At 44.1% G+C, this 21,837-nt stretch carries 21 protein-coding genes, 1 pseudogene and 1 riboswitch; of the genes and pseudogenes, 9 read left to right on the top strand and 13 right to left on the bottom strand.

Annotated features, from left to right (window positions below; all coding sequences use genetic code 11):
- The first annotated feature begins 117 nt into the window (after positions 1–117).
- The gene (locus tag G6R29_RS00930) at positions 118–366 is read left to right on the top strand and encodes a hypothetical protein (protein ID WP_213808480.1); all 249 of its coding nucleotides are present in this window, start codon (positions 118–120) and stop codon (positions 364–366) included.
- Entirely contained in the window at positions 363–2,981 is a 2,619-nt protein-coding gene (locus G6R29_RS00925; protein WP_213808479.1) for an AAA domain-containing protein, read from the top strand. The genes G6R29_RS00930 and G6R29_RS00925 overlap by 4 nt, the downstream gene beginning before the upstream one ends.
- A 105-nt stretch (positions 2,982–3,086) precedes the next feature.
- Here G6R29_RS00925 and G6R29_RS00920 read toward each other — a convergent pair whose 3' ends face one another.
- Positions 3,087–3,395 (bottom strand): heavy metal-binding domain-containing protein, encoded by a 309-nt coding sequence (locus G6R29_RS00920; RefSeq protein ID WP_213808478.1) that lies wholly within the window; start codon positions 3,393–3,395, stop codon positions 3,087–3,089.
- A 257-nt stretch (positions 3,396–3,652) separates the two neighbouring features.
- On the opposite strand from G6R29_RS00920, the gene G6R29_RS00915 reads away from it, so the two are divergent.
- Complete coding sequence (locus G6R29_RS00915; protein ID WP_213808477.1) at positions 3,653–5,071, top strand: MDR family MFS transporter; 1,419 nt, start codon at positions 3,653–3,655, stop codon at positions 5,069–5,071.
- Positions 5,072–5,156: 85 nt separating this feature from the next.
- Here G6R29_RS00915 and G6R29_RS00910 read toward each other — a convergent pair whose 3' ends face one another.
- Positions 5,157–5,582 carry a MarR family winged helix-turn-helix transcriptional regulator gene (locus G6R29_RS00910; RefSeq protein ID WP_213808476.1) on the bottom strand — a complete coding sequence of 142 codons (426 nt, stop codon included), beginning with the start codon at positions 5,580–5,582 and terminating at the stop codon, positions 5,157–5,159.
- 192 nt (positions 5,583–5,774) lie between these two features.
- Positions 5,775–7,322, bottom strand: a complete 1,548-nt coding sequence (locus tag G6R29_RS00905; RefSeq protein WP_213808475.1) for a multicopper oxidase family protein — start codon at positions 7,320–7,322, stop codon at positions 5,775–5,777.
- Between the two features lie 150 nt (positions 7,323–7,472).
- On the opposite strand from G6R29_RS00905, the gene G6R29_RS00900 reads away from it, so the two are divergent.
- Positions 7,473–7,634, top strand: coding sequence for a hypothetical protein (locus G6R29_RS00900; protein ID WP_213808474.1), 162 nt, complete (start codon positions 7,473–7,475; stop codon positions 7,632–7,634).
- Between the two features lie 213 nt (positions 7,635–7,847).
- Here G6R29_RS00900 and G6R29_RS00895 read toward each other — a convergent pair whose 3' ends face one another.
- Positions 7,848–8,315 (bottom strand): DUF2798 domain-containing protein, encoded by a 468-nt coding sequence (locus G6R29_RS00895; protein ID WP_213808473.1) that lies wholly within the window; start codon positions 8,313–8,315, stop codon positions 7,848–7,850.
- Positions 8,316–8,504: 189 nt separating this feature from the next.
- Between G6R29_RS00895 and G6R29_RS00890 the strand changes: the two genes are divergently transcribed.
- On the top strand, positions 8,505–9,158 hold the full coding sequence (locus tag G6R29_RS00890) for an NAD(P)-dependent oxidoreductase (protein WP_213808472.1): 654 nt from the start codon (positions 8,505–8,507) through the stop codon (positions 9,156–9,158).
- A 20-nt stretch (positions 9,159–9,178) separates the two neighbouring features.
- Complete coding sequence (locus G6R29_RS00885; protein ID WP_213808471.1) at positions 9,179–9,319, top strand: hypothetical protein; 141 nt, start codon at positions 9,179–9,181, stop codon at positions 9,317–9,319.
- A 339-nt stretch (positions 9,320–9,658) separates the two neighbouring features.
- On the opposite strand, the gene G6R29_RS06505 is transcribed toward G6R29_RS00885, so the two are convergent.
- The 9 genes from G6R29_RS06505 to lysA all read right to left on the bottom strand — a co-directional run bounded on the left by G6R29_RS06505 (position 9,659) and on the right by lysA (position 17,647).
- Entirely contained in the window at positions 9,659–9,874 is a 216-nt protein-coding gene (locus G6R29_RS06505) for a hypothetical protein (protein ID WP_238476843.1), read from the bottom strand.
- A gap of 157 nt (positions 9,875–10,031) precedes the next feature.
- Complete coding sequence (locus G6R29_RS00875) at positions 10,032–10,235, bottom strand: hypothetical protein (RefSeq protein ID WP_213808470.1); 204 nt, start codon at positions 10,233–10,235, stop codon at positions 10,032–10,034.
- Positions 10,236–10,369: 134 nt separating this feature from the next.
- On the bottom strand, positions 10,370–11,428 hold the full coding sequence (locus G6R29_RS00870) for an aspartate-semialdehyde dehydrogenase (RefSeq protein ID WP_213808469.1): 1,059 nt from the start codon (positions 11,426–11,428) through the stop codon (positions 10,370–10,372).
- Between the two features lies 1 nt (position 11,429).
- Entirely contained in the window at positions 11,430–12,614 is a 1,185-nt protein-coding gene (locus G6R29_RS00865; RefSeq protein WP_213808468.1) for an aminotransferase class I/II-fold pyridoxal phosphate-dependent enzyme, read from the bottom strand.
- 24 nt (positions 12,615–12,638) lie between these two features.
- Positions 12,639–13,391, bottom strand: a complete 753-nt coding sequence (gene dapB / locus G6R29_RS00860) for a 4-hydroxy-tetrahydrodipicolinate reductase (RefSeq protein WP_213808467.1) — start codon at positions 13,389–13,391, stop codon at positions 12,639–12,641.
- The gene (dapA, locus tag G6R29_RS00855) at positions 13,388–14,272 is read right to left on the bottom strand and encodes a 4-hydroxy-tetrahydrodipicolinate synthase (protein WP_213808466.1); all 885 of its coding nucleotides are present in this window, start codon (positions 14,270–14,272) and stop codon (positions 13,388–13,390) included. Before dapA ends, dapB begins: the two co-directional genes overlap by 4 nt.
- A complete protein-coding gene (locus G6R29_RS00850) occupies positions 14,265–15,428 on the bottom strand; it encodes an N-acetyldiaminopimelate deacetylase (protein ID WP_213808465.1) in 1,164 nt (387 codons plus the stop codon). The genes dapA and G6R29_RS00850 overlap by 8 nt, the downstream gene beginning before the upstream one ends.
- A gap of 6 nt (positions 15,429–15,434) precedes the next feature.
- Positions 15,435–16,139, bottom strand: a complete 705-nt coding sequence (gene dapD, locus G6R29_RS00845; RefSeq protein ID WP_213808464.1) for a 2,3,4,5-tetrahydropyridine-2,6-dicarboxylate N-acetyltransferase — start codon at positions 16,137–16,139, stop codon at positions 15,435–15,437.
- A 185-nt stretch (positions 16,140–16,324) separates the two neighbouring features.
- Complete coding sequence (gene lysA / locus G6R29_RS00840) at positions 16,325–17,647, bottom strand: diaminopimelate decarboxylase (protein ID WP_213808463.1); 1,323 nt, start codon at positions 17,645–17,647, stop codon at positions 16,325–16,327.
- Between the two features lie 109 nt (positions 17,648–17,756).
- Positions 17,757–17,935, bottom strand: a riboswitch (Lysine riboswitch).
- A gap of 176 nt (positions 17,936–18,111) precedes the next feature.
- Here lysA and G6R29_RS00835 point away from each other — a divergent pair.
- The 3 genes and pseudogenes from G6R29_RS00835 (at position 18,112) to G6R29_RS00825 (ending at position 21,826) form a co-directional block, all read left to right on the top strand.
- Entirely contained in the window at positions 18,112–19,485 is a 1,374-nt protein-coding gene (locus G6R29_RS00835) for an aspartate kinase (RefSeq protein ID WP_213808462.1), read from the top strand.
- Complete coding sequence (gene dapF, locus G6R29_RS00830) at positions 19,478–20,482, top strand: diaminopimelate epimerase (protein WP_213808461.1); 1,005 nt, start codon at positions 19,478–19,480, stop codon at positions 20,480–20,482. Before G6R29_RS00835 ends, dapF begins: the two co-directional genes overlap by 8 nt.
- Positions 20,483–20,654: 172 nt before the next feature.
- A pseudogene (locus tag G6R29_RS00825) lies at positions 20,655–21,826 on the top strand (ammonium transporter).
- Positions 21,827–21,837: the final 11 nt, after the last annotated feature.

The following is a 21,837-nucleotide window of genomic DNA, read 5'->3' as shown; positions in this document are numbered from 1 at the left end:
AGTACACACAACAAAAAGCACCTCGATGTTTCCGCATCGAGGTGCTTTTTTGCTGATGTATAAAGAGATGTAGAAGTGACACTAATATGTCTGTACAATGAAGGGGAGAGGATAGATATGGATAATAGTGTAAAAAATGTATTACAAACATGGGCTTTAGCCGAGTGTTTGGATGACGGTGCCATTGATCTTAATCGTAAAAACGGTAAGGTTCCGTTCTATCGAACGGCAGATAATTATGATGATTTTATTCATCGGGTAAACATATTAATCGATAAGAAATCTGCTAAGGCTGATTTAAAGGTAAATGTTTATTTGGATTTATTGGATACTAAAAAGATTTTAAAAAAATTCAGCAAGAAATGAACTTTGTCGAATCTTTTATAAATCCAGAAGATTCAAATCGCTTTCGTTTGAAGGTTTCTTTTGATGTTAATAAGAAGAGTCATGAATTGGAATTTGCTAAGTACAATGTTTACTTGTCTGCCTGCGGTTTACTTTATTACGAAACAACAGTGGAGAATTTTGTGAATGTTAGGGCTGATCAGTGTGAGAAAAGGCTCTGGAATAAACTAGCTAGCGATTTTGGTGACTTAGACTTTGAAGACGCGTTCAATCGAATGGTCACAAAGTATGCGAAGTCGTATGACAATATGCGTTTTTCTGTTGTTACAAAATTCGATAATGATGATCACATGCATTCGTTCTATTTAAATGATTTGAATTGGGGGCAAAGCTTACCAGATAATAAAAATTTATCAAAGTACATTAATGGAACATCTCAAAATGAGCCGTTTGTCGACTTTAACGATGAAGAAAAGGTCAAAGAATATACACAGCCTAAATATTATCCACTAGGCCGTTTTCCTTCCAATCCTGAATATTCATTAAGCCTAATGCAGCAGGTTGCTGTAAACGTCACAACGAACGTACTTGATAATGAAGCGATACAGGGTGTCAATGGGCCTCCAGGAACAGGTAAAACAACACTCTTGAAGGAAATCTTTGCTGATTACATCGTAAAGCAGGCTAAATTAATTGTGGATTCTCCTGAAACTGCTGTAAAGGGAGGAGAAGAAGTTCGGGTGTCTTACAAAAAAAGGGGAACGCTCGAATTTTTGGATAAGAAGATTTCTGATTTGGAAATCTTAGTGGCAAGTAGTAACAATGATGCTGTTCGTAATATCGTTGCGGAATTGCCTGATGCGGGAGCAATTCATGGAGAGTTCCTTTCCGCTGTAAGGGATATTGGTTATTTTAACGAGGGAGAAGACGACAACGGTAACAGTGAACCACGCTGGGGTGAATTTTCTCGTGAAGGTGGTAAAAGAGCTAATCTAAATGTTCTTGATTCGACTATTAGTACAATTGTTGAAAAATTGAAATCAGAAAACAGTTTAGATCAGACAAATATTTACCGTCAGTTTAAAGAACTTTATAACGATCTTTCTGGACAACGTGATGCGCTTCAGAAGAACTTCGATAAAAAAGCGAAATTAATAACGGAAAAAAAGGACAAGCAAAAACGTTTAGCAGAATTAGAAGATTCCGTAACATTAAAGAAAACAAAACAAGCTGATTTGACATTAGAACTGCATAGCATGGAAAGAGACCTATCCGAGCATGCAACTAATCATTCTTTCCTTACTAAATTTGCTTCTTCAATCTCTTTCTTAAGTTTTTTATTGCCTGAAGCAACTAAGCAACGTAAAGAGAAAGTTGAAAATATTAAGAGTCAGTTAGCAACCATTGAAAATGAGATGAAAGACTCAGTTCGAAAAGTCGAAACGTTAAGGTCTTCACTGGATTCCATTGAAAAAGACTTAGCTGTAATTATTTCTTTATCTGGTGATATTAATGGATACGATAATCAGTTATTTAATCGTGATTTAAATCGAGATGAGATTCAAATGGGAAATCCGTTCTTTAACCGTGAGTACCGAGTAAAGCAGACAGAACTGTTTATTTTAGCACTAGCTGTTCGTAAGCAGTTCTTGATTAAGCAATATAAGAATCTTGAGAATGCCCGCTTGGTTTTCAAACAGAAGAATCGCTTTTCCGAACATTCAGAAGTCCTAGCAGAAGCTTGGCACTGGATTAACTTCGCCATCCCTGTTATTTCAACCACTTTTGCTAGTTTCGGAAAGATGTTTGATCATTTCAGTGAAAACTCACTCGGCAATTTGTTTATTGATGAAGCAGGGCAGGCTGTTCCAGCTGCAGCTGTTGGCTCTATCGCTCGTGCTAAAAAAGTTTTAGCCGTTGGTGATCCACAACAGATTACACCAGTCCAAACAATGGACCAGAAGCTATTCGATTACCTTGCCAAATTAAATCAAGTCTCACAGAACTATGTGCAAGCTGACCTGTCTGTTCAAAACTTGATTGATGATGGAAGTAGCTTTGGCTTCACAATAGATGTTGAACGAATCGGAATTCCTTTGACAGTGCACAGAAGATGTTCTAGTCCTATGTTTGAAATTTCGAACAAGCTTTCTTACAATGACCGAATGGTACAAGGAAAGGTCGGATCTAAGGGAACTGCTAAATGGTTAGATATTTCTGGAAGGGCCAGTGATAAAGTCGTTAAGGAACAAAATCTGGCTGCCGTTCAGTTGGTTAAAAAGTTGACTCAGAACAACGAAGTTGCAGCTAAGGACATCTACATTATTTCACCATTTAAGTCGATTGTAGCTGCTTTAAGACGCAATAAGGAATTAACGACAATTATTCCAACAAACTCCATTGGAACAGTTCACACGTTCCAAGGAAAAGAAAATAAAATTGTTATTTTTGTTCTTGGAGCTGATTATGACAGCAAAAGTTCGGCTTCGTGGGCATTCAAGACAGCTAATATCGCAAATGTGGCTGTTACTCGTTCTAAAGAAAAGCTCTATGTTATCGGCGATCGTTCTCTTTATTCTGGCATTAAGAATTCAAAAATCATGATGGATATTATTGAACAATACAATAAAAGATAAATCTTATTTATTGAATAAGTACACACAACAAAAAGCACCTCGATGTTTCCGCATCGAGGTGCTTTTTTAACTTGACTTAGGGAGAGTTAGGATACAATATCCAAATTAGCGGCACTTTACGGCCGTTCCATAGGCCACAACAGATTGCATGTCATTGCCAATTGAACCAGATTCGAAACGCATCATCACAATGGCGTCGGCGCCCTTTGATTCAGCTTCTTCGGTCATGCGCTGAATGGCTTCTTCACGAGAAGTGTGAAGCATCTGCGTGTAGCCTTTGATTTCACCTCCAACGAGGTTTTTCAAGCTGGCACCAAAGTTGCTTACAAGGTCACGTGACTGTGTGGTTACTCCGAAAACTTCTCCAAGTACTTCGTAGTCCTTACCGATGTTTTCTGTGGTTGAGATAAGCATATAACATTGCCTCCTTATGATGTTTTTATTATAGAACAAAAGGGGGAGGGAACATGCTTACAAGTTTGTAAGAAAAAAGCCGTGGGCGAGGCGCCCGCGGCTTTGACTTTTGAAGATAAAAAATCTTTTTTATTATTTTGTTTGCATTTTTTTAATCGGGGTGTATACTTGTCAGAGCAAATTAGTTAACTAACTTGGTACGCAATAGTTAGCTAATTGATCTAATTTGCAGTAAAAAATAGATAGGAGTATGTTTTATGAAAAAGACATATAACCGCGCACTTCTCGCAACAGTAGTTGTGTTGAGTGCTTTTGTCGGGATGATGAACCAGACGATTTTGTCTGTTGCGCAACCAGCAATCATCGCGGATTTCAATGTTTCAGTTTCAAGTGCAAACTGGCTTTCAACAGTCTTTGCTCTGATTGGTGGAATCTTGATTCCAATTTCTGCTTGGTTAGCTGATCATTTCGATACGAAGAAGTTAGTTTCATCTGCTTTGGCTATCTTCTTAATTGGAACGACCACGGCATTCCTCTCAGGAAACTTCGGTATTTTGATGGCCGGACGTGTTATCCAAGCAGTCGGTGCTGGTATCTTATCCGGCCTTTCAATGACGATTCTTTTCTCTGTTTTCGACAAGGAAGAATCTTCAAAGCCAACGATGTTGCTTGGCCTTGTATTCGGTTTGTCACCGGCCATTGGTCCAACCTTGGGTGGTTACATCGTTGATACGGTTAACTGGCACTGGATTTTTGGTGTCACTTTGCCAGTCATTGTTCTTGCTTTGGTTTTGTCAGTCTTCTTTATGGCTGATGTTGTGCCTCACAAGGGAACGAAGTTGGACCCATTGTCCGTTTTGTTGTCGACTCTTGGTTTTGGAGGTTTGCTTTACGGAATTTCACAAATCTCTAGCTACGGCTGGGTAAACGGTCACTCAACGCCTTACGTTCTTGGTGGATTGGTTCTTGTTATTGGTTGGATTTGGCGTCAAATCGCTGTTTCTGATCCAATGCTTAACCTTAACATCTTCAAGACGCGTAACTTCGCAGCCACTTCTGTTATCGGTGCCATCGCTCAGATTTCAATGGTTGCCGTTGAATTCATCTTGCCACTGTACTTGCAAACGGCCCGTGGCTTGTCTGCCTTGGATTCAGGATTGACGCTTCTTCCTGGTGCCTTGGTCATGTTCTTCTTGGCTCCAATTTCTGGAAAGTTCGTTGAGAAGAACAAGGGCCGCCAAGTGGTTATCTTTGGTATCACTTTGATGACCATTTCTACTTTGGTGCTTTCATTCATCTCATTGACGACACCAATCTGGGTGGTTGTCGCCATCTACGCATTGCGTAACGTTGGTTTGACGTTCGCCTTGATGCCAGCTGGAACCATTGGTATCCAATCCCTTCCAAAGGACGATGTTTCTCATGGTTCAGCCGGTAACAACATGGTTCGCCAGGTTGGGGCATCAATTGGAACAGCTACTTTGGTTTCAGTTATGCAATCCGTGACAACAAACAACATGCCATCAAAGACCGAATTGGTTCAAAATGCCGGACAATACGTCACAGACGCTCATTCAGCTTTGATTGTCGGCGCACAAGCTTCTTTGTGGCTTGCAACGGCAGTTGGTTTCGTTGGTATTTTGATTTCTTTGCTCATTACAAAGAAGGAAAAGTAATAAATAACCGTATTTAAAATATTAATATAAATTTAGCTTACAAATAAAAAGGCCTGACAGGATAATCGATCTTGTCAGGTCTTTTTTATTCAACGAACTTTTGATTAATCTTTGTGAGCAGACGGATGAGCGCATCGATTTCTTCTTCGGTTAAACCGTCGAGAATGGTGTCTTCAATATTCGACAATAAACCACGAAGCTCATGTGAAAGGGTGAGTCCTTCATCGGTTATGTAAAGCTTGTTCGACCGGTCTTGAGAGCCACGACTAGCTTCTTTTTTTACGTACCCGCCTTCAACAAGTTTCTTAATAATGACTGACGTACTGGCACCGCGAATGTTGAAATGATCCGAGAGATCTTTTTGATTCACCCCCGGGTTGTTTTCGATATAGCCCAGCGTCCGTGCTTGCGAAGTTGAAAGAGGGTATTCCTTCGTGCTTTCACTGTACAAGCGCTGCTCATTGATTTGAATGTTTCGCATTAGGTAGTTTAATTCGTTTGCCTTGCTCATGCTCTTTTGTCCTTTGACTGAAGTCTACAACACATTATAATCAATCTTTTGTCTTAACGCCAAATAAAGGATGTTTGAATAAGAAAAGAAGGGGCGTTTTCAGTCACTAGAACAGAACACTAAACCAACATTTTCGCAGAAAAAAGCCGCGGGCGAGACGCCCACGGCTCTGACTTTGACATTAGCTAAACATTAGCACATATCCATGCCCATCTTCTTGTATGAATCAAGGGCTGAAATCTTTAATTCTTCAACCTTGCAGCCACGTTCTTCGGCCAAGGCATTCATCAAAACGTGCATTGGCATCAAATCGTACTTCTTGTATGGATTTTCTTGCGTGTAAACTTGCATCTGGGCCATCATACCGCCATCTTCGTGTTCGATGATGTGACAGTGGTACATGAAGACACCTTCGAAGTTGAAGCGCATCTTGATACGAACCGTTTCACCAGGGTTAACCGAAACCGTATCCTTCAATCCCATTTCGTTAGGGTAGGGCGCTTCACCGTTACGTGAAACGATTTGGAATGAACCACCGTGCATGTGGTAAGGGTGCAACATACCACCGCAGCAGTCGTTTGTGTTCGTGATGTCCCAGTATTCGGATTTGCCAAGTTCTTGGCGGTCATCGATACGCATCATACCGAACTTCTTCCCGTTGATACCAACTTCTTCGTCAGTTCCTGACAAAACGACTTGGTGGACCAAGTCGTCCTTGTTAGGTTCGGGGTAGTTGATTTCGTTCAATTGAGCAGGTAATTCAGTGTCATCTGCTGCAAATTCCTTGATGTTAAAGGTCAAGATAGGGCAGTCGTCTGAGTAAAGGGTTACCTTATCGCCGGCCTTGTAGTCCTTGAAGTCCAAGATCACTTCGGCACGTTCGGCACAGGTAATCATCAACTTCGTCATCTTGACTGGTTCTGGCAACAAACCACCGTCACCAGCGATTTGCGTCATCACGAGGTCATCTGACAAGTGCAAACGCCATTCGCGACGGTTTGATCCGTCTAAGAAACGAAGGCGGAGCTTTTGTGTCGTAACGTCGAAGGTTGGGTTAACCGTACCATTCAACATCGCAGTTGGACCAGCCGTTCCATCAGGATCGTAGTCACCATCGTAGTCCCACTGGTTGTCTTCGTGGAAACGACGGTCTTGCAAAACAACAGGAATGTCATCGACACCGTAGTTGCGTGGCAATGGCAATGATGCTTCGTGATCATCCTTCACGTAGGCCATGGCAGCGAGTCCGTGCCAGACATCCCAACCGGTCAAAGGACATGGGTGAGCGTGCAACCAAGTGGTTGAGGCCTCCTGGTTCACCGTAAAGGTAATTTCCTTTGATTCACCAGGGTAAACGGGGGCGTGGCAACCACCGTCGATGAAGGGACCAGGTACGTCCAATCCGTGCCAGTGGAAGGTCGTCAATTCAGGCAAACTATTCTTTAACGTAACGTGATAAGTCTTTCCGCTATGGAAAACAATAGTTTGTCCCAAGAGACTTTGGTTGTAACCCCAGGTCTTCGTTTTGGCACCAGGCAAGATTTGGGTTTCGCCAGGTTGTGCGTGAACCGTCATCCAGACTTCGTTTTCTGTTTCTTTGTCTGGTTGCAAAATCGTTGGGATGTTCAATGGTGAAGCAGGAGCTTCGTGTACTTCCAATGGTACATAACCACCGTCGTGGTAGTCATAAGCTGACTCATTGAAAAAGTAGTCGTTATAAACTTCTTGTTTCTCTGTCATATTTTTCCTCCAATTGGTCTATTGGTAGTATACATAATCGGCCATATTTTGTCATTACAAAATAGACTGATTCTGCTTTAAAGCCCTCTGAAATCATGGTATGCTTTTTATAGGCAGCGATGCCAATAAACCTAGAGGAGAGTTATGATCATGACGTTTAATCGTTTGTTCCACATCGTGATGGCCATCGCATGGGCCTACACGTTCTACCTCACTGCAACGATGCAAATGATGCTGGCAATGTACGTGATGGCCGGCGGAATGTTTGTTCAAGCCGTGTACGCCGCCATCTGCAACAAGCGTGGCTGCTAAACTGCCAATTATTTCACACCTGGAGTTAGGTATGCTCCATATAAGTATTGGCTACTTGTAAAAGTCAGACCCGAACGAAACCCATCATAAAAAGCCCACAGTATAATTAGACATGGATGACCATGAATAACGGTTCTGTGGGCTTTTTGTATGCTTATTTTTTGATTGTCATGACAAGCAATGAAACACTTCGTCGCCATTTACTTCAATTAATTAGGCGTTAACCGCATCGGCCTTTGCTTGTACCTTACCAAGCACTGCGCGTGCAATTGGGGCAACAACGATTAGCTGCAAGGGAAGGGCAACAATGAAGTTCATGATCCAGGCGTGACCGTACATGGTAACGGCTTGACCATTAATGAGGACACCGAAGAGTGACATGCAAGTGACCATTCCAAGGACCATCAAGACAGAAATCGTGAGCCCAATCTTGATTGGGCTCTTTTCCTTGTAGTTAGGGATAATGGCCTTGAAGGCGATTCCTTTAGCGATTGGACCAACTAAGAAGAAGTCCAACAACATGGCAACAATTAACGCGATGGGGTATCCAAAGATGATTTCATTCCAGAAACGATTGTCGATTCCTTGTGCAAGGTAGACGTTATAGATTGACATTCCAAGAACCATCAAGCCAGCCATGACCAGCATGAAGACAAGTTCTTCTTTTAAATTCCGTGGCATTTATTTTCTCCTTTTATCAAACGTTTTTTACTCTAGCACATAAAAATTTTCTTCGTAAGTAACAATTTAATTACATTAAAAAAGGGGCTGAGATAAGCTTTAAACACGACATTTAAGAAACTTATTTCTTCTATTTCTTTCATCGATTTTGATTAAGACTATAATAGAACTAAATGGAGGTTTTTATCGATGAAAGTACTTATTATTGGTGCAACGGGCATGGCCGGTTCAGAATTGGTACAGGAAGCTCTGAAGCAGAATTTAGAGGTTGTGGCCAACGGTCGAAACGTTGAAAAACTGAATCAATTGAAGGATCAGTATCCATCCGTTGAGTTGTTAGTTAAAGACGCATTTTACTTAAACCATGAGGATTTTAAGGGCATTGACGTCATTATCGATGCTTTTAGTTGCGAACCGAAGAAAGCGTACTTACAAGTTGACTTATCTACAAGATTGATTTCTTTGTTACGGGCAAGTCAGACCCGGATCGGATTCATTTTGGGTGCCGGAAGCCTGTACACAGATGAAAAGAAGCAGCAATTAGTCTATGATTTGATTAAATCAGACGATTCAACGAAACCATGGCGTGCAACACCAGAGAACCAACTGTACGAGCTAGAATTCCTTCGTAACGTTAAAAACGTCAATTGGTATGGTGTGTCACCAGGTGAAAGTTTTGTGCCAGGCGCTCAGAGCTCAAATATTTTGTATGGTACGGACATCCGATTAAAAAACGATCAAAACGTGTCTGAAACGACGTCTGGAACAATGGCATACGCAGTTATCCAGGAAGCTATTAAGAATCAGCACAATCAGGAACGATTTACGGTAGTAAATGGATAATTTAACGATAAGGAGTCTATATGAATATTGATAAGCTAAACAAAGTAGATCTTGAAGAGCTTCAGGATAAAAAAGATTATCAAGAAGCAATGTCAGTGATTCATGGTGAAGATTATAAGACCGTATCAGCCGAAACCATTAGAGCAATGGTCTTTGATTAGTAAGTAGTTAAAGTAAATAAAAAAAGCAGCGCATTAAGTGGATGCTTTTTATTTTGTCCTGTATCTTTATAAAGTTAGTAGAAATGAAGAGGGCTTCATAATATAATTGAAACATCTGTCATCGATAGGTAATATCTTTAGTTGATACTGATGTTACTTTCGATAATATATATTATGTAAAGTAACAAAGCGTTCGAAAATTGCAACCGCTAAATTAACAACGTTAATTAATAATCGCTCTGAGGCTTGGTATAAGGCTTTTTTTATTTGAAAATTTTTTTATTTTTTCTATGCTTTACTTTCAATTGGCTGAAGATTTTGATCAGGCTCTTTTGACTTTCATCCGTGAAAGAAGCCCTGGTTCGCTTGTTCCTTTAACTCATCGACCAGCTTTTTCGTACTCTCGCTTTTCTTAGAGCGTGGTTTGTAGGACCTGATGTAAGTTCGCTTCCAGGAAAGGTCTTGTAGATTCCAGGGTAAGTCCTGCAACTTCCAAGACTCGTAGCGCTTTTTGAGTTCGGCGGGAACTTGCTGATCGGGTTCCTTGAGCGTCATTACATGCCCCCGCAGATTCGCTAATTCAAAGTCATAATCGGCGATGTGACCACTTTGGCCCCCCCAGCGCCTTGGCGAAGTTTTTGCGGGCACTTGGCTTTTCAGTAATGATGATGTATTTCCCTTATCTTCTTTAAAAGTCAGTTCTTACCCTTCATTATATAAGAAAAACGATGCGGTTAACACTGCATCGTTGAGGGGCGTGAACGACCGCCATGGCATCTTGATAATCCTGATCATCTTGTTTTGCTTCTTCGATTAGATTGGCTAACAAACCAGTCATTGAAATGCCTTTAAAATCAGCTAGTTTCTTTGCCCATTGGATAGTTTCGTCATTCAGTCGAACACTCGTTACAACCATTATTAGCGACTCCTTATTGAGTTGTTTACATTTGTAGTATACAACCAACTACATGTGAATAAAGAGTTAGGATTTAGTAATTAATATTTTGAATAAAATAGACCGTTTTCATTACGAAACGGCCTTTTCTTCAATTATTTCACGTGAACTAAATCGCCTGCTACAAGCCGTTCGGCAATTTCAACAGTATTCCATGCCGCTCCCTTGAGTAAGTTGTCGGATACCACCCAGAGATTGAAGGCGCCCGGATTTTCTTTGTCGGCTCGAATTCGGCCAACGAAGGTATCGCGCTTCCCTTCCGCATTCAGGGGTTGCGGATAGACTTGGTGACTTGGGTCATCCTCTAGAATAATCCCCTCACCAGTGCCTAAGGCATTGAAAACATCTGCAACTGTCGCGTTTTTGTTGTTCAATTCAACGTAGACGGATTCTCCGTGTGAAATTGGGACTGGGACTCGCACGCAGGTGGCCGTGACTTTTAACTTTGAATCATTCATATCGTTTCGCATGATCTTCTTCGTCTCGTGAATCATCTTCCACTCTTCATGAGTATAGCCATCGTCTTCAAAGACGTCAATCTGTGGCAGTAAGTTAAAGGCCAGCGGATAGTGCTTCTTGTCGCCCTTCGTTGGTAAGATGTTCGCTTCCATCCGACGATTGTCTAGGTACGCTTGACTCTGTTCGAAGAATTCGTTCAAGGCCGATTGACCAGCTCCCGATGCGGCCTGGTACGTCGATACAATCACTTGATTCAGTCCAAAGCGCTCGGCCAAAGGCTTCAAAGCAACGACCATTTGAATCGTTGAACAGTTCGGATTGGCAATGATGCCGTGGTGGTGACGGAGCTGTTCAGGATTAACTTCGGGTACGACCAACGGCACATCGGGTTCCATTCGGAAAGCCGATGTGTTGTCGATGCAAACAGCGCCTCGCTTCACCGCCTCTGGTAGTAAGCGCTTTGAAACGGAGCCGCCAGCAGACGCCAAGACAATATCAACGCCATCAAAGGCTTCTGGTGTTGCTTCTTCAATCACCACGTCTTCTTCTTTAAAAGTCAATGTCTTTCCAGCCGATCCCTTCGATGCCAACAGCTTAACGCTGGAGACAGGAATTGTTGATTGTTCCAGTTGTTCCATTAAACGTGTTCCGACGGCGCCTGTGGCGCCAAGGATAGCGACTGTATAAGTTCTCATTTTAGTTTTCCCTTTCGTTTTTAAACTGTTCAATTCGTTCCAAGGCGCGTTTAATAACGGTCATTGAAGACGCGTATGATAAGCGCACGTATCCGTTTCCGCCTTTTCCAAAAGCACTTCCAGGGATGACGCCAACTTTCGCCTCTTGAGCTAACGTGATGGCAAAGTGGCGGTCATCCCCCTCGAATTCGGCTGGTACCTTCATAAATAAATAGAAGGCCCCGGCTGGCTTTAAGTATTCGAGTCCTAATCGAGTTAAGCCGCTGGCCAATACGTCGCGCCGTTCCTGGTATGAAGCGCGCATCGTCTCAATATCACTGTCACCATTTAAAAAGGCTTCCGCCGCGGCGGCTTGATCAATGGCGGATGGACAGGTCACCATGAACGCGTGGACCTTCCGGAGGCGTTTTAGAAAGGCTTCTGGTGCTGCCACAAAGCCGATTCGCCAGCCTGTCATGGCATAGGCTTTGGACACACCAGAAATGTAAATGGTTTGGTCTTGTGAATCACGGGCAATTGAGTATGGCTCGAAATCGTAGACCAAATCACTGTAGATTTCATCCGTGATGGCATAGACGTTGTGTTGCTTGATCACCGTTGCTAAGGCGTGCACTTCGTCTTCTGTCAAAGTCACTCCCGAGGGGTTATTTGGATAGGAAAGCAGGACCGCCTTGACCTTAAAATGCGTGGCTAACGTATCCTCCAAGACCGTCGGACTAAGCCTGAAATTGGTTGCTGAGGTATCAATATCGATCACCTCACCACCGAGGAGCGTGATGATTGGCTCGTACAGGGCAAAGGAAGGAGTCGGGAGAATGAATTGGTCGCCTGGATTGACGAGCGTTTTAAAAACGGCGTAGATGGCTTCAGTCGCGCCAACTGTTACGACAATCTCGGTGTCTGCTTGATAGTGGAGGTTGTGGTTCCGTTGCAAGTAGCCAACAATGGCTTCCTGGATTTTTGCTGTTCCAGCTTGCGCTGTGTAGTGTGTTTGGTCTTCCTCCATCGCCCGAATCGCTGCTTGCTTGATGTGCTCGGGTGTCTTGAGGTCTGGCTCACCAATGGTTAACTTGGCGAGGTCCGGAATCGCGGAGATTTCGTTATCGAACGAACGAATTTTGGATGCCTTCACCAAATCCAATCGGTGGTTATAGGTATTTTCTAATGCTTGTTTTAAGTTGGTCATCTTTTTCTCCTGTTATCGAATTGTTTACATGACCGTTTCTAACCCGACCTGCAACCCGTCGACCTGGTCGACCTTTTCTATGGCGAGCGCTACCCCACTCATGAAGGAGGAGCGGTTAAAGCTATCCTGACGAATGGTCAAGGCCTCCCCTTCACCACCAAATAGCACTTGCTCGTGAGCGACGTACCCTGGTAGGCGAACGGAGTGAATCCGGATTCCGTTATAATCGGCTCCGCGGGCACCTGGTAATGTCTCTTTTGAGTTGCCCTGTTCATGCTGCTTTCGAACGGCATCGATTCTCTTAGCAGTTGATAGCGCGGTTCCTGAAGGGGTATCCTTCTTGTCTTCGTGGTGCATTTCAATCACTTCGACGTCTTGGAAGTAGCGGGCGGCTTCTTTTGAAAACTTCATCAAAAGGACGGCTGACATGGAGAAGTTGGGCACGATTAGGCCGGAAACGCTGCGTTCTTTGGAATAGGCCTGCAATTCAGCAATCTGGTCGTCTGTTAGCCCGGTTGTCCCGATAATGGGCTTGAGCCCATTATCGATGGCAAAATGGGCGTTTTCATAGACCGCATCAGGTGTCGTAAAGTCCAACCAGACATCCGCCTCGACGTCGATGTCTTCCAATGATTGGAACACCGAAACGCCCTCCAAAACGTCATGCCGGTTTGGGCTGTACACACCAACTACTTCCATGGCTTGCTGCCGTGAAAGCATGTTCAGCGATGCGCGCCCCATCGATCCGTTATATCCAGCAACAATCACTCGAATCATGAAAAAACCTCCTCTGCATTCAAAGCCGCGTGCAACTGTTCTTCTTCCTCCTCATTCAGTGGCAAAATTGGTAAGCGACAACTCCCTACCTGATGACCCTCCTCGTTCAACAACGCCTTGACAGGTGCTGGCGATGGGAACATGAACAGCGCGTTCATTCGGGGCGTCAACCAGCGTTGCAACTTCCCCGCCCACTGATAGCGACCACTGTACAAGGCATCGTACATCGCGCGCATTTCCTTTCCGTAAAGGTGGGAAGCCACCGAAATAATCCCCGTTGCACCAGCAACTCGGGCAAAGAGCGCTTGCGCATCTTCGCCGGAATAGACGGCAAAGTTCTCAGCCGTATGATCAACGAGGTACTCCAAGTCCGACACGGACGTACACTGCTTAACACCAATGATGTTTGGGTGCTGTGACAACGCCACAATCGTGTCGTTTGCCATCGTCACTGCCGCTCGTCCCGGCACGTTGTAAATGATGACTGGCAGGTTGCCGCCGTCTGCCACCGCTTCAAAATGCGCCAGCATTTGGCGTTGGCTCGGCTTGTTATAGTAAGGAACCACGACCAACGCGGCGGAAATTCCTTCAATTTCACTGACTTCCTTTGTAAAAGCAATGGTGGCCGCCGTATTATTTGAACCCGTCCCAGCGATGATGGGCACGCGTCCCGCCACCATTTCAGCAAAACGCCGGTAGAGCTCGAGCTTCTCCTCGTGTGACAGCGTTGGCGCTTCACCCGTTGTTCCACCGATGATAAAACCTCGGTGTCCTTCCTTGATGTAGCGGTTCGTCAGTTCTTCCAAAGTTTCAAAGTCAATTTCGTTCATGTCGTTAAAAGGCGTTACAATCGCCGTGACTAAATCCATATTTTCAAACATTGTTTTCCTCTTTTTCTTGCATCCGATGGGTTAAAAAGTCCGCGATAATCTCAATTGCCGGTACAATCGCTGCTTCCTTTGGGTTAAATTGAACTGAATGGAGGGGATGGTCATCCTCAACTCCCAACCAAAACATCGTGCCAGGGATCTTCGATAGTAAGTAACCGAAATCTTCACCAGTCATGGCCGGTTCCGTTATCTCAAACTGATTGGGGTGGTGCTCCTCCATAAAGGAGATGAAGTCTTTTGTCTGTTTAGCCGCGTTTTCAACGGGTAAATAACCCCCTTGGCGGAACGTTACGTGGACTTGGCAGTCATACCCAAGCGCAATCCCATCGGCCACTCTTTGGATGTGCTTCATCAGCTGTTCCAGCGTTGCCTGTTCCAGGCCGCGGAGTGTTCCCTCGAGTCGAGCCTTGCCGGTGATGACATTGCGGATTGTCCCTGCTTGTAGGTGGCCGAAAGTGGCGACGGCGGCTTTTAATGGGTCGATCCGTCTCGCAATCACACTCTGTACCTGCATAACGAAGGCTGAGGCCGCCACCACCATGTCGTTGGCATCGTGTGGGTAGGCCGCATGGCCGTTTTGGCCGATAAAATCAACATCGACCTCGACTGTTCCTGCAAACAGCGTCCCCATTCTGCAGCTAATCTTGCCCACTGGCAACAGCGGGTTGTCATGCAGCGCGTAAATCTCGTCCGGTCGCCAATCGCCCTCAAACGCCCCTAGCTCATACGCCAACTTACCACCGTTCTTTTCCTCCTCTGCCGGTTGGAAGAAGAATAATAAATCATCTTTCGGCTGGTTTTCCGAAAAGTAATCAATCAGACCCAGCGCCACCGTCAGATGAATGTCGTGTCCACAGGCATGCATCAGTCCCTCGTGTCTCGAAGCAAAGTCAAAACCCGTCTCCTCCACGACTGGCAACGCATCCATATCCGCTCGGTAACCAATCGTTTTCTTCGCATTGGTGCCCGAAATTTTCACCATCAACGCTGTATCAAGACCTTCAATTCGGCAAATCACCATGTTTTCTTGATTCATTTGAGAAAGCTTCTTCAACAACAAATTCTGTGTTTCATGCTCCTCCAGCGCCAACTCTGGAATCTTGTGCAGCGCTCTTCGAATGTCAATTAACTCATCTTCTCGAAACATCTTCTCTCACAACTTTCTCAAATCATCTTCCAATCCCGTCTTTGATTCCGTTTTGGCATCCACGTCTTTCACTTTCCGGGCTGGATTTCCAGCAACGACCGTGTATGGGGCGACATCCTTCGTCACAATGGAACCCGCTGCCACCACGGCACCTTCACCGATTCGAACCCCCTCTATAATCACGGCATTCGCACCGACCAACACGTTGTCTTCAACCACCACCGGTTTGGCGGAGGCCGGTTCGATCACACCTGCCAAAACCGCACCAGCTCCAATGTGCGAATGCTTTCCGACAACCGCTCGGCCGCCCATTACAACGCCCATGTCAATCATTGAATCCGCGCCAATTTCACAACCGATGTTAATGACAGCTCCCATCATGATTACCGCGTTATCACCAATTTGAACCTGGTCTCGAATCGTCGTGCCCGGTTCAATACGAGCGTTAATGTTCCTCAAGTCCAAGAGTGGCACCGCAGAATTCCGGACGTTGTTCTCAATTTCGAAATCGTCAATACCGTCCTGTTCCAGCAGCGCCGCAATGTCGGACCAGTCACCAAAAACTGTTGCCACATGTTCATCGCCAAAGACTCGCAGTGCATTTGAATAAGTTAACTTACTTAAATCACCCTTTATGTAAGCCTTTGTTTCTGTTTTCTTCTTCGCTGAACCAATGTATTGAATAATTTCTTGTGCGGACATTTCTTTCATGTTGATCACCTTTTCTTTCATTAAATTTGTGCTTTTACCTTAGTCTAAAGTCGCTTTTACCATAGTCTAAAGTCGTTTTGTTTCTACTTCATCACGCGCATTTTTTGGGAACAAAAATTTCGTTTTCTTCTATTAACACGTGAACAAATCGTTCATGACTGTTTAGGATGCTTTTTGTTCCAAAGTTAAGAACGTTGGCTACCGTCTAGGTTAAAGTCGAGCCGTTCAATATCTTCAATTCGTTCTCTCCTTGTGACTAATGTCGCCCGGCCTCCTTCCGCAAAGACGATTGCCGGTTTAACGTTCAAATTGTAATTCGAAGCCATCGAGTAACCGTATGCACCTGTATTCAACACTGCAATAATGTCACCCGGCTTAGTTTCTGGAATCGCCTGTTCTTGAATCAAAATATCGCCTGATTCACAATACTTACCAGCAATCCGGACAATTTCACTCGCCGGTGCTTCTGGCTTATTGGCCAAAACTGCTTCGTATGCTGCGCCATAGAGAGCCGGTCGAATATTGTCTCCCATTCCACCATCGACTGCCAAATAGGAACGAATACCAGGTACGTCTTTTCGAGCGCCAACGGTATAAAGGGTATAGCCTGCTGGACCAACAATCGAACGACCAGGCTCAATCCATATGGCCGGCGTTCTTAAGCCAAGGGTTCGCGTTCTTTTCTTAATCGTTTGAATGATTGTAGCCACAAAATCTTGTGGCGCCAGTGGCTGATCGTCACTCACATAGCGAATACCAAAGCCACCGCCAACATTTAAGACCTGGGTTTCAAAGTCGTATTCTCTTTGCCAACGGGCTGCCAAGTCAACTAACTTTTCGCTTGCTCCTTCAAAGCCAGCGAGTTCAAAGATTTGAGAACCGATGTGGGCGTGAATGCCAAGCACGTTCATGTTTGGTTCTTGCAATGCTTTTTGAAGCGCTTGATCAACCTGCCCTGATTCAAGGTCAAAACCAAACTTGCTATCAACTTGTCCGGTTTGAATGTATTCGTGAGTGTGGGCTGAAATACCAGGCGTAATTCGAAGCAGCACGTCGACGCTTCGTTGCTGTTCTGCCAAAATCTGATGAAGCAAGTCAATTTCATGGAAATTATCTAAAGCGATGACGCCAATGCCAGCTTTAACGGCTAATGTTAATTCTTCTCGGGATTTGTTATTGCCATGAAAGGTCATCTGGCTTGCAGAAAAACCAGCGTGCAGGGCTAACTGAATTTCTCCAGCGGAAACGACATCGATGTGACCGTTCATTTTCTGAACTAATTGATACATCGCCGTGTTGGCAAAGGCTTTGCTGGCGTAAGACACGGCGTAATCAACAGCGTTTTCTTGGAAAACTTCTTGAAAATCTTGAAACTGCTGTTTGATTTGAGCGACATCATAAACAACAAGTGGCGTACCGAATTCTTTGGCTAAGGAAATGGCATCACAACCACCAATGATTAAATGATTTGCCTCGCTGATTTGGTTTGCTCGAATTTGTGTGTTCATTCTTCCTCTCCTCTAGTAAAAAAAACCATAAAAAAACTCCCGTACAAAGTGGTTTTACACTTTGTACAGGAGAATCCAATGGTTCGTCAAAAAACTTAAATTTGGTTTCAAATGTCGAAAGCGCAACACGATTAAATCGTGACAGTTCATCGCCTGTTAAGCGATGTCCCAGCTTACCTCAGTCTGTGTCCCTGAAGCGCTTCGGCAACCTTGCCTTTCAGTTAGTGTCATCGTTCACACAGGAACTCGACTAACTTACTCATCGTGGTCGCAACCTCTTCGATGACTAAATGTTACCCTAACTTTTGAAATCCGTCAACAACTTTTTATTAAAAATATTTAATTTTATTTTTTTCATCTATGGCCGAGAAAAAACGATTGTTTTAGACTAATTGGGCGCTTGCTTTAAAAAATAACACTGCTACAATGCAATCAAATTAGAAAAACAAAAGGAGTATGAGGAAATGGATAGAGTGGTTAAGTTTGGTGGTTCCTCCTTAGCAAATGGTTCACAATATGAAAAGGTTGTGGACATTATATTGGCGAATAAAGAGCGCCGGGTCGTAGTGGTATCCGCTCCTGGAAAACGCAACGAAAGCGACGAGAAAGTAACGGATTTACTAATTGAATACGCACATGAATCCTTACTAGACCAAAATACAAAAAAGATTCAAAAAAGATTGATTGAACGTTACCAAGAGATTGCCGATTATTTCCATGTTGATGCGCTTGATTTCAAAGATATTTTATATCGAATTGTTCATTTGAGCGATCAATTTAATGGTGAAAGTCAGTACCGACTTTCCTATTTCAAAGGGCATGGTGAGAAATTAAACGCGCTGTTAATGACCCTCGTTCTGAAAAAATTAGGTCACAACGCACGTTTTGTTTCCCCTGAGGAATTAGGGTTGATTGTAGCTGGAAATCCAGACAGCGCAGCCGTCACTGATCAAGCCTATACCAATTTGTCAAAATATGAATACGCTGAAGATGAAATTTTAGTTGTTCCTGGATTTTATGGCGTCACAAATAACGGGCAGATTTCAACTTTTGCACGTGGAGGTTCGGATATTACCGGATCAATTTTAGCCCGTGGCTTTGGCATTAAATTATACGAAAACTTCACGGATGTCTCGTCCGTTTATTCGGTTAATCCGCATATTGTGTCAAACCCTATCCCGATTGCAGAGATGACTTATCGCGAGATGCGAGAGCTTTCATATGCAGGTTTTTCAGTCTTTAACGATGAAGCCATTATTCCGGCGATTCAGGGACAGGTCGCGATTAACGTTAAGAACACGAATTGCCCTTCCGATCGTGGAACATTGATTGTTCCAGAACAAAACGTGCATGAAAAGCGTCCTGTTACAGGAATTACAAATTCTGAACACTTTTCAGCAATCTATATTCACCGTTATCTCTTAAATCAAGAGGTTGGGTTGACTTTGAAACTGTTGCAAATCTTCTATGATTTTGGCCTCTCATACGAACACATGCCGTCTGGAATTGACGACTTGACGATTATTTTCGACAACCGGCAACTGAATGAAGAAAAAATCACGGCCATTATTGCGGCCATTCAAGAATCGTTGCAACCTGATGAAATGCGCTGGATTGAGGATTACGCGATTATCATGATGGTTGGCGAAGGAATGTTTGATCAGCAGTCGACGGTTGCGGAAGCACTCGATGCACTGCGCGACAATGGTATCCCCGTTAACATGATTAACCAGGGGGCATCGCAAATTTCGGCGATGCTCGGTACGAATAAGGTGGATGGTAAAAGAGCAGTCGCGACCATCTACTATCACTTTTTTGAGGAGAATGTCCATGATTAATTTGATTCACGTCCACGGTTCCAAAAATCAGTTTTATCTACTTGACCAAACTCTTTTGGAAAAACGCCTGCCCTGCGAAACGCTGACCAGGCTAACGGTGCAAATTTGTCAACAGAGTGCTACTTGGAGTGGTGCCGACGGGTTATTGGTGGTTGACGCTCCGACCCATGATGGCCCGCTTGGAAAGATGACAGTGATCAACTCAGATGGGAGTATCGCTTCAATGTGTGGGAATGGATTGCGGACAGTCGCCCGTTATTTGTCCGAAAAATTTGATCAAAGTTCCTTTACAGTTGAGACAGAAAAGTCCGATCTAAGAGTCCAAAAAGAAAAAGATTTTGCCCCTGGTGTTCCTGCCTTCTCGGTTGAAATTTCGCCTGTTTCATTTCATCAAGAGGCCTTCCCCTTTACGGGCTTTCAAACGAATGAAATCATTAAACGGAAATTACCCGAGCTTGATTCGCACCTGACTTTTTCGGCCATTGCAGTGCCGAACCCACATTTGATTTCTTTCGTGACAACCGCCGGTGAATTGGATGAGACTTTGGGGTCGTTGGGAAAACGCCTAAACAGTGAAAATCCATACTTTCCAGACGGCGTGAACGTGAATTTCGGTAAAGTGTTGGGCCAAAACAAGCTTTTTGTCCGCACCTTTGAACGTGGCGTCGGCTTCACGAATGCTTGTGGAACGGGAATGTCTGCTACATCCTATGCCTATGCCATGAACCATTCGGACAGTTTCGATGCGAGTCAACCAATCATCGTTTACAATCTCGGTGGCATGGTGAAGACGAGAATTCATGACGAAGGTAATCGGCCCTGGATTGAACTAATTGGGAACGCAACCTTCTTAGACACGGTCTTAGTGTCAGAAGAAGCACTTCAGAGCGGCCAACTTGATTTGAGTACTTTGCAGACCGCTCCGACAAGGGAAGCAGCCAGCTACGACCAATTTGTCGCCGCATTGCCGAAGCTTAATCCCCTCGTTGAAAAATAATTAATAACAGCGCAAAAAGCCAGCCTTTGTTCTAGGTTGGCTTTTATCTTTGACTAATTTAACTAGGGTTATTTGCGTTAGTTTGTCTAACAACCTACCCAATTTTGTATTGTTTCTTGTTAATAAGCTTAAACTACTTTTTATAGTTGTTTGGAATAGAAAGGAAATCAATATGAACACAGGAGACACCGCATTTATTTTAATTGCCGCCTTATTGGTCTGGCTCATGACGCCAGGTTTAGGTTTATTTTATGCTGGAAATAGCGAAAGTCAGAACCGCTTGCCGATTTTAAAGGACTCGCTCATTATCATCGGGCTCGTCACGTTGCTCTGGTTTACGATTGGCTATGGTTTCGCCTTTTCCGGGCAAAATGGTTGGCAATCGATTGTCCACCACCTTTGTCTCAATGATATTTCTTTTGCGAAATCGAGTCGTGGCTTAACGATTTCAGATGCGACTTTTGCTTTGTTCCAGTCGATGTTTGCTATCATCACCGTTGCGATTTTCGCGGGCGCACTAATTGGTTGAATCAAGGCAAAATCCCTGCTTTTGTTCACGACACTCTGGCTGATTGTTGTGTATTCCCTCCTCGCCCACATGGTTTGGGACAACGGATTTATCGCCAAATTGGGCGCCATTGACTTTGCCGGTGGAACGGTCGTTCACATTTCGTCTGGTGTGACAGCACTTGTGCTGGCGCTGGTGGTTGGACCTCATTTGCAGAAAAAATCGGTAACACCAAAGGATTCATACGTTTTCATTGGAGGGCTCTTGCTGTGGCTTGGTTGGTTCGGCTTTAACGGCGAATCTGCCTTGGCTGCTAATGACCAGGCTGGGCTGGCAATGGTCAACACGTTCTTGGCTTCGGCAGCGGCTTTAATCGCCTTTTCCGCTTTAGCATATCGCTACAATGGGCAAGTTACGGTTACCGATATTTTCAATGGGCATTAGCAGGACTCGTTGTGATTACCCCTGCCGCTGGTTTCGTTGCACCCTGGGCGGCCATTGTAATGAGCTTCTTCGGTGCCCCAGCCATTCGTTTTGGAACGGTGACGTTGAAGCGCACTTTCAAATACGACGAGCCCTTAGACGCCTTTGGAATTCACGAAGTTGGTGGCATTACCGGGGCCATTTTGACCGGAGTATTTGCAAGTAAGCACTCTGAAACAGCTGTCGCAGGCTTGATTGACGGACACATTGAGTTGCTGTTCGGTCAGTTCGAAGCGGTCATCATTACCGTGGCATTCATAGCGGTTTTGACTTATTTGATTGCAAAGATTGTGCGGATTAAGGCACCGACTTTACCGCTTAAAAAACAGGCTAAAGAGACAATCAAATTGTAATCAAAATGTTA

The sequence above is a fragment of the Fructobacillus broussonetiae genome (assembly GCF_018437275.1).
GTDB lineage: Bacteria > Bacillota > Bacilli > Lactobacillales > Lactobacillaceae > Fructobacillus > Fructobacillus broussonetiae.
The sequence above is the reverse complement of the archived record's forward strand: the minus strand, read 5'-3'. Positions and strand labels throughout refer to the sequence as shown.